This is a genomic window from Dysgonomonas sp. Marseille-P4677 (genome assembly GCF_016652235.1).
Classification (GTDB): domain Bacteria; phylum Bacteroidota; class Bacteroidia; order Bacteroidales; family Dysgonomonadaceae; genus Dysgonomonas.
Window position 1 is genome coordinate 137,253 of record NZ_JAEPKU010000001.1, and the last position, 13,461, is coordinate 150,713.

Annotated in this window: 10 protein-coding genes; 5 read left to right on the plus strand and 5 right to left on the minus strand. The window is 37.0% G+C overall.

From position 1 onward, the window contains the following. The first annotated feature begins 49 nt into the window (after positions 1 to 49). Positions 50 to 1,465, plus strand: a complete 1,416-nt coding sequence (gene rlmD, locus JGH11_RS00645; RefSeq protein ID WP_201109621.1) for a 23S rRNA (uracil(1939)-C(5))-methyltransferase RlmD — start codon at positions 50 to 52, stop codon at positions 1,463 to 1,465. A gap of 66 nt (positions 1,466 to 1,531) precedes the next feature. On the opposite strand, the gene JGH11_RS00650 is transcribed toward rlmD, so the two are convergent. From JGH11_RS00650 to JGH11_RS00660, 3 genes are read right to left on the minus strand one after another with little or no spacing between them, the layout of a single operon-like run. Continuing rightward, the gene (locus JGH11_RS00650; protein ID WP_201109622.1) at positions 1,532 to 2,671 is read right to left on the minus strand and encodes an endonuclease/exonuclease/phosphatase family protein; all 1,140 of its coding nucleotides are present in this window, start codon (positions 2,669 to 2,671) and stop codon (positions 1,532 to 1,534) included. Beyond that, a complete protein-coding gene (locus JGH11_RS00655) occupies positions 2,655 to 3,539 on the minus strand; it encodes a rhomboid family intramembrane serine protease (RefSeq protein WP_201109623.1) in 885 nt (294 codons plus the stop codon). Before JGH11_RS00655 ends, JGH11_RS00650 begins: the two co-directional genes overlap by 17 nt. Beyond that, the gene (locus tag JGH11_RS00660) at positions 3,520 to 4,272 is read right to left on the minus strand and encodes a rhomboid family intramembrane serine protease (protein WP_201109624.1); all 753 of its coding nucleotides are present in this window, start codon (positions 4,270 to 4,272) and stop codon (positions 3,520 to 3,522) included. The genes JGH11_RS00655 and JGH11_RS00660 overlap by 20 nt, the downstream gene beginning before the upstream one ends. Positions 4,273 to 4,501: 229 nt before the next feature. On the opposite strand from JGH11_RS00660, the gene JGH11_RS00665 reads away from it, so the two are divergent. Beyond that, entirely contained in the window at positions 4,502 to 4,768 is a 267-nt protein-coding gene (locus JGH11_RS00665) for an HU family DNA-binding protein (protein ID WP_201109625.1), read from the plus strand. A gap of 243 nt (positions 4,769 to 5,011) precedes the next feature. After that, positions 5,012 to 6,808, plus strand: a complete 1,797-nt coding sequence (gene argS, locus JGH11_RS00670) for an arginine--tRNA ligase (RefSeq protein ID WP_201109626.1) — start codon at positions 5,012 to 5,014, stop codon at positions 6,806 to 6,808. Between the two features lie 8 nt (positions 6,809 to 6,816). Here argS and JGH11_RS00675 read toward each other — a convergent pair whose 3' ends face one another. Beyond that, a complete protein-coding gene (locus JGH11_RS00675) occupies positions 6,817 to 7,839 on the minus strand; it encodes a DUF6340 family protein (protein ID WP_201109627.1) in 1,023 nt (340 codons plus the stop codon). Between the two features lie 199 nt (positions 7,840 to 8,038). On the opposite strand from JGH11_RS00675, the gene JGH11_RS00680 reads away from it, so the two are divergent. Together JGH11_RS00680 and sufB are read left to right on the plus strand one after the other, a co-directional pair. After that, positions 8,039 to 10,210 (plus strand): helix-turn-helix domain-containing protein, encoded by a 2,172-nt coding sequence (locus JGH11_RS00680; protein ID WP_201109628.1) that lies wholly within the window; start codon positions 8,039 to 8,041, stop codon positions 10,208 to 10,210. A 327-nt stretch (positions 10,211 to 10,537) separates the two neighbouring features. After that, on the plus strand, positions 10,538 to 11,995 hold the full coding sequence (sufB, locus tag JGH11_RS00685; protein ID WP_201109629.1) for a Fe-S cluster assembly protein SufB: 1,458 nt from the start codon (positions 10,538 to 10,540) through the stop codon (positions 11,993 to 11,995). Between the two features lie 74 nt (positions 11,996 to 12,069). Here sufB and glyA read toward each other — a convergent pair whose 3' ends face one another. Continuing rightward, positions 12,070 to 13,350, minus strand: coding sequence for a serine hydroxymethyltransferase (glyA, locus tag JGH11_RS00690; protein ID WP_201109630.1), 1,281 nt, complete (start codon positions 13,348 to 13,350; stop codon positions 12,070 to 12,072). Positions 13,351 to 13,461 lie beyond the last annotated feature (111 nt).

Sequence of the window (13,461 nt, forward strand, 5' to 3'; positions counted from 1 at the left end):
TAATTCCCTATCTTTGCATCCATTCTAAAAGAAAACTAAAAAAACATCGATGGGCCGAAAGAAAAAAGAGCATCCTCTTATAGAGAATGTGCAGATAGTGGATATTGCTGCCGAAGGAAAGGCAATAGCAAAAATAGATGATCTTGTCGTTTTTATCCCCTATGTTGTGCCGGGCGATATAGTCGATTTACAGATTACCCGTAAGAAAAATAAATATGCAGAAGGAAAACCCGTTCGTTTTATATCCTACTCGCCTAATAGAGTAGAGGCTTTTTGCGAGCATTTTGGTATTTGTGGCGGCTGTAAATGGCAGATATTGCCTTATGTAGAACAACTGAAGTTTAAACAAAAGCAGGTAACGGATAATCTTACTCGGATCGGCAAGGTAGAACTACCTGAAATACAACCTATCTTAGGTTCGGATAAAACAGAATTTTATAGAAATAAGCTGGAATTTACATTTTCCAATAAAAAATGGCTGACATTGGAGCAACTCCGTTCGGGTGAGAGCTTTTCAGATATGAATATGAATGCTTTGGGCTTTCATATACCGGGTGCATTCGATAAGGTTCTAGATATAAATAAGTGTTGGTTACAGGATGATGTATCTAATCAGATTCGCAATTTCATCCGTCAATATTGTTATGATAAAAACTATACCTTTTTCGATTTGAGAAATAGGGGCGGACTGATGCGTAATCTTATTGTGCGAACATCTACGACCGGAGAACTAATGCTTATTGTTGTGTTTTATGACAATGAAAAACAGCAACATGAAGATCTTTTAAATGCTATAGCCAACGAGTTTCCACAAATAACGTCTTTACTTTATATTGTCAATCAAAAGGCGAATGATACAATTACCGATCAGGAAGTATTGACATGGAAGGGTAATGATTTTATTTACGAGGAAATGGAAGGGCTGAAGTTTAAAATTGGGCCGAAATCATTTTATCAGACAAACAGTGAACAGGCATATAATCTATATAAAGTAACGCGTGATTTTGCTCAATTGACAGGAGATGAATTAGTATATGATCTTTATACAGGTACCGGTACAATTGCGAACTTTATTGCTCGTCAATCTAAGAAAGTAGTAGGTATCGAGTATGTAGAAGATGCTATTGAAGATGCTAAATTCAATTCTAAGAATAATGAGATTCACAATACGTTGTTCTATGCCGGTGATATGAAAGATATTCTTACTCAGGACTTCATAAATGAGCATGGGCGACCAGATGTGATTATTACCGATCCACCTCGTGCAGGAATGCATGATGATGTGATTCAATCTATTTTGTTTGCCGAACCACAACGTATTGTCTATGTAAGCTGTAATCCGGCTACTCAGGCGCGTGACTTATCTCTATTAGATGAAAAATATAGAGTTACAAAAGTGCAGCCGGTAGATATGTTTCCTCATACACACCATGTGGAGAATGTCGTTCTTTTAGAAAAGCGATAATCGAAATACAATATTATTCAAGAAGAGTGAGATACCTGAAATAAGATTTAGGTGTCTCATTCGTCCTTATTTAAAAGCGAGGTATGTCCACACCGGATAGTGATCTGAATATTTAACCCTACCGATAGTGGTATTATAGGATTCGAAAGCACGTGAGTGCATAATATAATCTATTCTCACCCAGAAATAATTCTCGTGGTAAGTAATTCCCTGCCCCAATCCGGTATTGGCATAAGAATCTATTAAATCGCCTCTGATTGTGTGATAACTATATGATATGGGTGTGTCGTTAAAGTCTCCACACACAATGGTTGCATCCGTATCTTGCTTATCCATGAAGCTTCGAATCATATTCGCTTGCTCTTCCCTTATCTGATAGGCGGTACCCAAGCGATCTTGTAATGTCGCGGCCATTTCATCGAAAGACTCTCTATCTCTTGTTTTCAGAAAATCTTTATACAGTTTTTTGTCTTCTGTTGTTAGCCTATTTGATTCAAGATGATTTACAACCAGTGTTACTTTCCTCTTTTGTATCTCAAGAGTGTATATGACTGAGCCATTGTAGGGACTCTCTATGGGGACTTTCCTTGTCTCTAAGATAGGGAATTTGGAATAACAAGCAATGCCATATTTGTGTGATTTTCTGGCCTTACCCAATTGAATAATTGACTTATACGGATAGTCCTTCATTATGGATGCCAATTCCTGTTCCGATATTATACTATTCTTACTTTTACCTGTAGCGACAACAAATTCTTGAAAACAAACGATATCAGCATTGCTGTTTGAAACGTATTCTAATATCGGATTTCTCCGGGCTTTTTCCCCTGTAAGCCAATTGAATCCTCTTACATTATAAGTTAATACTTTAATACTTTTCTCCGGTATCTTTTCCTTAGGCGTTTTGAAATGGATGGGAAAGCAAGTCGATATCGGTTGCCAGCAAGCCAGAATGACAACCAATTGAACGATAGCATATTTCCATCTGAGAAATATAACCCATAGGATTAGATAAGCAATATTGATGAATAGAGTAATAGGGAATATTAATCCCAGATAGGCTATTAGGGTTATCTTGGAAGGGGCTACCGTCCAAGCCAAGAGGGATAATAATAAGAATAATATTGCAATTATATTAGTTGCAAAAATTGTATATTTTATAATCCTACCTATTTTCTTGCCTAATAATTTACTTTTTACTGGCATCGAACAATCGTTTTTTTTCTTCAGTGTTTAAACTTGTGTAACCAGAAGCTTTTATTTTATCGAGAATGCGATCTATTTCTTCTGATTCGTTGCGCTTACGCTGATTATATTCATAATCAGTTTCAGTTCTGTTATATTTAACCTTCATCTTCTTTTGTGATTTAGGTTTCGATAGATTGGCTATAGAGTCTATAATTTTGCTGAGCCAACCCGTAATATCTTTCCCTCGCAGATATTGTTTTGCATAAATATAGCCCATTATGGCACCACCTATGTGAGCTACATGTCCGCCGGGATTACTTGTACTGCTAAGACCTACAAAGTCAAGAACAAATATGATAAGTGCGATATAGATTATTTTAATGCGGCCAAAAAAGAAGAGCCCTACTTCCTGATTTGGACGATAGAAAGCGACAGCAAATATAATTGCCATAACCGAAGCGGAAGCACCTATCATTGGCGCACCGTTCATCATGACAAATAGTGGAATTGTATTGAACGAAAGAACAAACAACGCTGCTCCTGCAAACCCTCCAAGTATGTATAGACTGCCTAAATTCTTTGGACCGAAATAAGCAAGAAATATCTGTCCGAACCAATAAAGCATTAACATATTGAATAGTATATGCAAGAAGTTTTCATGTACAAACATATATGTCAAAGGAGTCCAGAATCGCGTTGCCAAAATATCAAGACGAGCAGGTATGGCGAGGTAATTAATTACAATATCCGTAATGTCGACGTTGAATAGTTTGGTAACATTAATACCGGTTAAGACTAAGAAAACACAAATGTTAATAACGATAAGACGAATTAATATGTCCTTACGCTTAAGTATTGGTTTTATATTATCTGAATATATTCCCATTTGTAAAGAATCCTTTTTTGCGCCAATAAAGCAATATAAAAAAACCTGTAATGAGTCCACCTAAATGAGCAAAATGAGCTACATTATCCATCGGACTGTCCACAACACCCAAAATTAGTTCCAAAGCTCCATATCCGATTACAAACCATTTGGCTTTGATCGGTATTGGTGGAAAGAGAAGCATAAGTTCGGCATTGGGGAATAACATACCAAATGCAACCAATATACCAAACACAGCACCGGATGCTCCCAGCATAGGCCCATTTATGAGGCCGTAGAGGCTTATCATAGCTTCGTGGTCACTAGGCATCGCCATTATACTGGTAACTCCATCTTTAATCTGTGATACTATATCTGGAGATAATACTGCCTCTATACCCTTTACTCTAAAGTAAGTTACAATTAATTGAAGTACAGCAGCACCTATTCCTGTGATAAGATAATATACAAGAAACTTTTTTGGGCCCCAAACAGTCTCTAATACACGGCCAAACATATATACAGCAAACATATTAAAGAATATATGCCCTAGGCTTCCATGCATGAACATGTATGTTATTATCTGATGAGGCATGAAGAGATGGGAAGTTACATAATGAAGGGATAGATAATCATTGAGATTTATTGTATTTTTCAACATCACTGTAGCAAAATACATCAATGCATTTATGATTAGTATATTCCGAGTAACCAAGGGGATAGAGCTCATAAAGCCCGCATTGTTTTGATTCATTTTGTTCCTTGAGTATTGTTTTTCCGCGTCAAAAATACGGATATTTTTTCTTTTTAGGACGAAAACGCTCTCTACATTTAGATATTTTCTGATTTTATGCTAGTTTTTCTCATTTTTTTTTATGATTATTAAATAAAACACCTATATTTGGGAGTTAGAATTAGGATTAAATCTTGAATAGAACGTAATTTCAGTTATATAATGTTTAATTAATTATTACATTTTTATTATGAACAAAACAGAACTAATCAATGCTATTGCTGAAAAATCAGGATTGAGCAAAGTAGATTCTAAAAAAGCTTTGGAAGCTTTTATCGAATCAGTAACAGGTGAAGTTAAAACAGGTGGAAAAGTAGCCCTAGTTGGCTTTGGTACATTTTCAGTAACTCAAAAAGCAGCAAGAAAAGGTATTAATCCAAGAACGAAAGCAGTTATTGATATTCCTGCTAAGAAGACTGTTAAATTTAAAGCTGGTGCTGATTTAGCTGCATTATAATTTAGCATTTACAACAAACATAAAAAACAGAAAAGGAAAACCTTTTCTGTTTTTTGTTATATACAATCATTATTCATGCTTATAATAAATCATATAGGCACTTTTTTTATACTTTTGCAGGAGAATAAGCTATAATAAGTAAATAAAGGTGTTTGACTGCCTGTTTTCGAGTTGTAGCAGTAAATGGTTGTTATACTAACAAAATAATAATTTGGGTCTGAGACCTTAATATTTTAACCGGATATGAAAATAGAAATCAGCCTGCAACAATCAGTTGTCAAAGCAATAGAATCTTTGTATGGGCAAACAATCACTGCAGAACAGGCTTCGTTACAAAAAACAAAAAAAGAATTTGAAGGACACCTTACGCTTGTCGTATTTCCTTTCTTAAAAATATCAAAGAAAAGCCCGGAGCAAACGGCACAAGAGATTGGGGAGTGGTTAGCTAATAATACAACTGAAGTCTCCTCTTTTAATGTAATAAAAGGCTTTCTCAACCTTTCTATTGCAACTCCATGCTGGATCGGATTGTTGAACGATATACATGTTACACCTGATTTCGGTATCCGCAAAGTAGAGGCGAATGCACCTTTGGTAATGGTGGAATATTCTTCACCTAATACAAACAAGCCTTTGCATTTAGGGCATGTCCGTAACAATTTATTAGGATTCTCCTTGTCAGAAGTGTTAAAAGCAAACGGTTATAGGGTTATTAAGACAAATATAGTTAACGATAGGGGTATTCATATCTGTAAATCGATGCTTGCTTGGCAAAAATGGGGCAATGGAGAAACTCCTGAATCGAGTGGCAAAAAAGGGGATCATCTTGTAGGTGATTATTATGTGTTATTTGATAAACATTATAAAGCGGAATTGTCGGAGCTACAGGCTAAAGGCTTGTCGAAAGAAGAGGCGGAAGCTCAGTCTGCTCTAATGGCTGAAGCTCGAGAGATGCTTCGCAAATGGGAAGATGGCGACGAATCTACCGTTTACTTATGGAAGATGATGAATCAGTGGGTTTATACAGGTTTTGACGTAACTTATAAAAAACTTGGAGTAGACTTCGACGAAATATATTACGAATCAGAAACCTATCTAGATGGTAAAGAAACTGTTCTGGAAGGACTGAATAAGGGCATCTTTTATAAAAAAGAAGATGGTTCGGTGTGGGCAGATCTTACAGGAGAGGGCTTGGATCACAAGTTGCTCTTGCGTAGCGATGGTACGTCCGTGTATATGACTCAAGATATAGGAACGGCTCAACAGCGTTTCAAAGCCCATAAAGACTTGAGTAAGATGATATATGTTGTTGGCAATGAACAAAACTATCATTTTCAGGTATTGTCTATTGTTTTGGATAAACTAGGTTATGAGTTTGGTAAAGGTCTTGTGCATTTTTCTTATGGTATGGTTGAATTACCTGAAGGGAAGATGAAATCGCGTGAAGGAACTGTTGTAGATGCCGATGATCTGGTTGACGAAATGGTCTCGACAGCTAAAGTAACATCGGAAGAACTCGGAAAATTAGATGGAGCCACAGAAGACGAGGCAAACAATATTGCACGTATTGTAGGTATGGGTGCTCTTAAATATTTTATATTGAAAGTAGATCCTAAAAAGAATATGACCTTTAATCCTAAAGAATCTATAGATTTTAATGGAAATACTGGTCCGTTTATTCAATATACTTATGCACGTATTCAATCTGTACTTCGTAAGGCAAAGGAATTAGGTCTGTCGATTCCGATAACATTACCGCAAGATATAGTACTGACGACAAAAGAGGAGAGCCTGATTCAATTAATAGCAGATTATAGCGTTGTTGTAAAGCAGGCAGGCGATGAGTATAATCCGGCTTTAGTAGCAAATTATATATATGATCTGGTAAAGGAATATAACCAATTTTATCACGATTATAGTATACTCAAAGAAGAAGAGTCCGTTTTGAAAGAATTCAGACTAATGCTTTCGGAAGAGGTTGGTAAAACCGTAAAAAGTGGAATGTCTCTTCTTGGAATAGAAGTTCCGGACAGAATGTAAATTTATTATTATTCGATATCTTCAATCCCAAGTTGCTTATGTAGCTTGGGTATATTATTTTCTCTCATTATCAATGCTGTTCTATATAAGTTAACCTGTTTATCGAGCTCTGACTTTGGATTGCCGGATAGTAGTTCAAATGCAGTGTTGATCCATTCTTTTGCATTTTCAATGTCATCAAGACATTCATTTGCCAGAGCAATGTTAAAGGCTAGACGTATTTTCTTATTTTGCTTACTTTCCGTATCATATAAATTACCCCAAATAATTGCTGCTTCTTGCCATTTTCCTTGTTTCGCAAATTGCGCGGCTTGTTTCATCTTAGATGAACTGTCGGAATAATACCAACGCATAGCATTTTTCCAAGAAGGTATAAAATAGCTAGTGACCTTATCAGCACCTATCATCGCAATTTCCGAGACTAAGGAATTGATCTCGTTCATATTATTCTTAAGGCGACTCCAATCTGTAGCTTCTGACCTGAAAAGGCTATCAACATATACAATCGGTTTTTCAAGGTACTCAGATCCGTCACTCGCATAAGGCTTGACTACTGCTCCTATTTTAGAACCTAAAATACTGTATGTGCTAAAATAACCTGTATTCTCAGTCTCTAGTTGCGCCGACACAACAAATAAATCAAGAGATATGAGTGCATCTGCATCAGTTTCTCTACACAAAGCTTGTACTTTTCTTACAGAAAGAGGTTTGGTGTCTTCATCTGTACCACTATACGTATTCTTGGGATATAGATCAACATTAATGAAATATTTTTCTTCATTCATAAATTGCTTTAACGAATTTAAGAAGATGGCGCGGCTACTATCAAGAGATATAATAGATGGGTGCTGGGGGTAATCCTCCTCCTGATTTTCATTGTGAGAAAAACTATTGTCTACCAATAAAACTTTAGTCACTTCCGGGGGGAAAGATACAAGTGCAGGTTGTCTTGTATCTATTGTGATATAGTTAATCGAAGTACAAGAACCAAGTGCAAAAACTGCTATGATGAACGAAACTATATACTTCATATTGTCTTTTGTTTTATATTTTAAAAATACAAAAATAAACGTTTAAATTAAAAAAACTTTACTCTAATAATTCGAATTGTCTTTTCAGTACGTTCATATTATATTTATCCTTGTTGAGACTTCTTGTATATTGAAATATATCATTGGTTTATAAATATACGAAATAAGCCTTATATTTGTAATAACAATCGTCGAATAAATGAAAGAGTCTCCAGATAATGAAGTTTTTAAGCTTGCAGCTGATATAGTAAGTCACACCGCTCAAAGTGTTTTCCTAACCGGAAAGGCTGGGACTGGAAAGACTACTTTTCTTCACTATATAAAGCAGAATGTTGATAAGAATGTTATTGTGGCTGCACCCACAGGTGTTGCAGCCATTAATGCAGGGGGGGTAACATTGCATTCCTTACTTCAACTTCCATTCGAGCCTTTTATCCCCAACTTTGAAGGGAAAAAGAAATTAGACTATCATTTCAAATTGCGTAAATCGAAAATTGAGATGTTACGTGAACTCGATCTGCTTATTATAGATGAGGTTAGTATGCTACGAGCCGATATGTTGGATGCTGTCGATTATATGCTGCGTAGATACAGAAATAATCAGCAGCCATTTGGTGGAGTACAGATTCTTTTTATTGGTGATATGTTTCAGTTACCTCCGGTAGTTCAAACAGCCGAATGGGAACTATTGAAACACTATTATCCTTCGCCTTTCTTTTTCCATGCACAAGTATTGGAAAACTACGTACCATTGTATATCGAGCTTAAAACGATATACCGACAACAAGATCAGCAGTTTATTGGTATTCTGAACCGTATCCGTAATAACTGTGTTACGGTTCAGGATTTACAAATACTTAATCAGCGCTACAATCCGAGCTTTAAACTTCCTGAAAAAGATCGCTATGTGGTTCTTTGTACACACAATTACAAGGCAGATCGAATTAATAGCGATGAATTGGCTAAATTGAATAGTAGAGAATATAAATTTAGCGGAGAGATAAAAGGAAATTTTGCGGATAATTCTCTCCCGACTGAAGCTATTCTCTCGATAAAAGAGGGAGCACAAGTAATGTTTGTGAAAAACGATGCCGGGGAGAGCAGGCGGTATTACAATGGTAAGTTGGCTACGATTAGTCGGTTGGGAGAAGATACTATACAAGTTCGTTTCGAGAATGGCGATGAAATGGAGCTTGAGAGCGAAACATGGAGGAATGTTCGATATCGCCTGAATGAGGAATCGGGCGAAATTGAAGAAGAGGAACTTGGTTCGTTCACCCAGTACCCTATTCGGTTGGCGTGGGCGATTACAATCCATAAAAGCCAGGGTTTGACATTCGACCGTGTAGTGATAGATGCCGGACAGGCTTTTGCTGCCGGACAGGTATATGTGGCACTTAGCCGATGTACATCTCTCGATGGAATCGTTTTGTTCTCTCGTATAACAGAGCAAAGTATAAGCACTGATCGGTTTGCTATTGAGTTTGCCAAAAAAGAACAAAGTCCGGATTATCTGAATCAGATATTAAATAGGGAAAAGCCTCGTTACTGTGCCGATCAGCTAAAGAAATATTTTGACTGGACTCCATTTATCCGTAGTTTACACTCCCTATACGATCTAGCGACTGAAAAAAAAATACCTAAGCAGGAGGAAACGCAGGCAATGATTGCACAGCTTTGTAGTAGAGCAGTTGAGCAACAAGAAATAGCGCAGAATTTTACCAGAGAGTTAAATAAGATTTTGTCTGTACCAAATCCTGACTTAAATTATTTGAGAGAACGGGTGCAAAAAGGAATATTGTATTTTCATAAAGATGTGCAACAATGTATTGTTGTACCGATTGAAGAGCATTTGGCCAGTTTGAAAAATGCCTCAAAAGTTAAGGCTTATTTAAAGAAGGCTACAGAAATACATGTTACACTGCTTCGCTTGTTGGAACGATTAGAATATGTTCGTTATGGAGATATTAATTTAACGCAGGGACTAGTTTTTGAAAGAATGTCTCCCCTTAAGAAAGAAAAAGAAAAAAATAATGTCGATAAAAAAGAGCGTTCTCCAAAAGGAGAGTCTCAGAGGCTTAGTTTATCTCTCTTTAATGAAGGGAAATCTATCGGTGATATAGCCAAAGAACGGAATTTAGCAGTAACAACAATAGAGGGTCATTTGGCCGGTTTTGTTCTTACAGGTGAATTATTTATCGGGCGATTGGTCGACGAGAAGAAATTAGAGTATATGCTGCCTATATTAAAAGATTCGGATTCAGAAGTGTCTTTGTCTGCTATAAAAGAACAGTTGCCAAAAGAATGTACCTATCTGGATATTAAGGCTGTATTGAATTATATAAAGTATCTGGAAACAGGGAACAGATAATATGATATAAATGCGGTGTGACTTTATCTATATATCAGACAGTAGAGATTGTTAGTATATATAGAAAAGTGACATAAAAAAATAGCGGAAAAAGTGTTACTTTTGTCACTTTTTTTAGTTAGAATATTGGTTTATAATAATTAACGATGCCGTTCTTTTAACTTAAAGTTAATTTCCAAACGCGGATTTTAAGAACAATAATTGTGTTTGGTCTGTTCTATGAGTGATGTAAAATATTTATATATGCTCTATTAATGGCAAGAATGTAATATCTTTGTATATTGTAAAATGAAGCTTAGTTATAGCTTCTTAAACATTTAAATATTCATGCAAGAAACTCAAGATAGTATTTTAGAAGAAGTTACCTCCGGCGATTATAAGTACGGATTCGTGACGGATATAGACACTGAAGTTATTCCGGTAGGCCTCAATGAAGATGTTGTGCGCTTGATTTCAGCGAAGAAGAATGAACCGGATTGGTTACTCGAATTCCGATTGAAGGCTTATCGTCATTGGATTACTATGGATATGCCCAATTGGGCGCATCTCAATATTCCGGAGATAGACTATCAAAGTATAAGTTATTATGCGTCTCCAAGAAAGAAGGATGGCCCTAAAAGCCTTGATGAGGTAGATCCTGAATTATTGAAAACATTCGAAAAACTGGGAGTGCCTCTACATGAACGTGAGATATTGGCAGGTGTTCAAACTATGGCAGTAGATGCTGTGGTGGATAGCGTTTCTGTAAAAACGACATTTAAAGAAACATTAGCTGAAAAAGGGATCATTTTTTGTTCGTTTAGCGAAGCTGTACAGGAGCATCCCGAATTGGTGAAGAAGCATTTAGGTTCGGTAGTTCCATATCGTGACAACTTCTTTGCAACTCTCAATTCTGCTGTATTTAGTGACGGGTCGTTTGTGTACATTCCTAAGGGAGTTCGTTGCCCGATGGAGTTGTCTACTTATTTCCGTATCAACGCTGCAAATACAGGACAGTTTGAACGTACACTTATAGTTGCAGACGATGACTCTTATGTAAGTTATTTGGAAGGTTGTACGGCGCCAATGCGTGACGAGAATCAACTTCATGCTGCTATTGTAGAGATAGTAGCTTTAGATCATGCTGAGGTTAAATACTCGACTGTGCAAAACTGGTATCCGGGCGATAAAGAAGGTAAAGGCGGTATTTACAATTTTGTTACTAAACGTGGTGTTTGTAAAGGCCGAGGCTCTAAAATATCATGGACACAAGTAGAAACAGGCTCGGCTGTCACATGGAAATATCCTTCATGTATACTTGCCGGAGATGATTCGATTGGTGAATTTTACTCTGTGGCGGTTACAAATAATTATCAACAGGCCGATACCGGTACAAAAATGATTCATATTGGTAAGAATACTAAAAGCCGTATTGTTTCGAAAGGTATATCGGCTGGTTTTAGCCAAAATTCATACCGTGGCCTTGTGAAAGTTTCGCCGAAGGCTGAGGGAGCGCGTAATCACTCGCAATGCGATAGCTTATTGTTAGGTGATAAATGTGGAGCGCATACATTCCCTTATTCAGACATTGCTAATACTAGTGCGATAATTGAGCATGAAGCTACAACTTCGAAGATCAGTGAAGATCAGATTTTGTACTGTAATCAACGTGGTATTGGTACAGAAGAGGCTGTAGGCTTGATTGTTAACGGTTATGCGAAGGAGGTTATGCAAAACCTGCCGATGGAATTTGCTGTAGAGGCTCAGAAACTATTGCAAATTAGTCTTGAAGGTAGTGTAGGGTAAGAAGGTTTTAGATGCTATATAAAATAAAAGAGGGGCTGGTTTACTAGCCCCTCTTTTTATGGTGTAATCATTATTTACCAAGCAAATAATGGATATTCTTTCATTATAGAGTTTACCTTCTCACGTACCGATTTAATTGTCTGTTCGTTTTCAGGATTTGAAAGAACTGTATCTATCATTTCTACTATTTCTCCCATCAATGGTTCTTTTGCTCCACGTGTAGTGATAGCAGGCGTACCGAAACGAAGTCCTGAAGTCAGGAATGGGCTGCGGCTGTCGAATGGAACCATATTCTTATTTGTAGTGATATCAGCTTCAACAAGAACTTTCTCAGCTAGTTTACCGGTAAGTTCAGGGAATTTAGGACGAAGATCTATCAGCATTGAGTGATTGTCTGTTCCTCCCGAAACAACTTTATAACCCTTGTCCATAAATGCTTGAGCCATTACAGCAGCATTTCTCTTAACTTGTGTTTGATATACTTTATAAGATGGGTCAAGAGCTTCAGCAAAAGATACAGCTTTAGCTGCAATTACATGTTCTAGTGGTCCTCCTTGTATTCCGGGAAATACAGCAGAATCAAGTAATGCCGACATCATACGAACTTCTCCTTTTGGAGTTTTCTTGCCCCAAGGATTTTCAAAATCTTTACCCAATAAGATAGCACCACCACGTGGCCCACGAAGTGTTTTATGAGTTGTTGTAGTTACAATATGAGCGTGAGGAAGCGGATTGTCTAATAATCCGGCAGCTACCAGCCCGGCAGGATGTGCCATGTCTACCATGAAAATGGCTCCGATTTCATCTGCTATTTTACGAATGCGCGCATAATCCCAATCACGAGAGTAAGCTGATGCACCTGCTATAATAACTTTTGGCTTTTCAGTACGGGCAACTTGTTCCAATTGCTCGTAGTCAACTTGTTCTGTATCTTGTTTTACATTATACTCTAGTGCTTGGAACATCAATCCAGAAAAGTTTACAGGAGAACCATGAGATAAATGTCCGCCATGCGAAAGATTTAATCCTAAAAACTTGTCGCCAGCTTGCATACATGCCAGAAAGACAGCTGCATTAGCCTGTGCTCCCGAGTGTGGTTGTACATTGGCCCACTCTGCGCTAAAGATTTCTTTAAGACGGTCTATAGCTAGTTGTTCGCTTAGATCTACAATTTCGCATCCCCCATAATATCTTTTACCCGGATACCCTTCAGCATATTTGTTGGTAAGACAAGAACCCATGGCTTCCATAACCTGAGGGCTTACAAAGTTTTCCGATGCAATTAATTCTATTCCTTTCAGTTGTCGTTGATATTCTCTTTCTATAATATCAAAAATGGCTGTATCTCTTTTCATAAGCTGATAAAATATTTATGAGGTAAAAATTAGAAAGACAAAGGTAATAATTATAATAATTCATTTGACTGTATTAGAGGAATATTGTCTCTATAAATGTTGTCCTATTGT

Bases quoted from the DNA above. Each gene is read 5' to 3' on its own strand.
- sufB (WP_201109629.1), top strand. From the start codon at position 10,538: ATGCAAGAAACTCAAGATAGTATTTTAGAAGAAGTTACCTCCGGCGAT.
- JGH11_RS00650 (WP_201109622.1), bottom strand. From the start codon at position 2,671: ATGCCAGTAAAAAGTAAATTATTAGGCAAGAAAATAGGTAGGATTATA.
- JGH11_RS00660 (WP_201109624.1), bottom strand. From the start codon at position 4,272: ATGAATCAAAACAATGCGGGCTTTATGAGCTCTATCCCCTTGGTTACT.
- JGH11_RS00655 (WP_201109623.1), bottom strand. From the start codon at position 3,539: ATGGGAATATATTCAGATAATATAAAACCAATACTTAAGCGTAAGGAC.
- JGH11_RS00675 (WP_201109627.1), bottom strand. From the start codon at position 7,839: ATGAAGTATATAGTTTCGTTCATCATAGCAGTTTTTGCACTTGGTTCT.
- JGH11_RS00665 (WP_201109625.1), top strand. From the start codon at position 4,502: ATGAACAAAACAGAACTAATCAATGCTATTGCTGAAAAATCAGGATTG.
- JGH11_RS00680 (WP_201109628.1), top strand. From the start codon at position 8,039: ATGAAAGAGTCTCCAGATAATGAAGTTTTTAAGCTTGCAGCTGATATA.
- glyA (WP_201109630.1), bottom strand. From the start codon at position 13,350: ATGAAAAGAGATACAGCCATTTTTGATATTATAGAAAGAGAATATCAA.
- argS (WP_201109626.1), top strand. From the start codon at position 5,012: ATGAAAATAGAAATCAGCCTGCAACAATCAGTTGTCAAAGCAATAGAA.
- rlmD (WP_201109621.1), top strand. From the start codon at position 50: ATGGGCCGAAAGAAAAAAGAGCATCCTCTTATAGAGAATGTGCAGATA.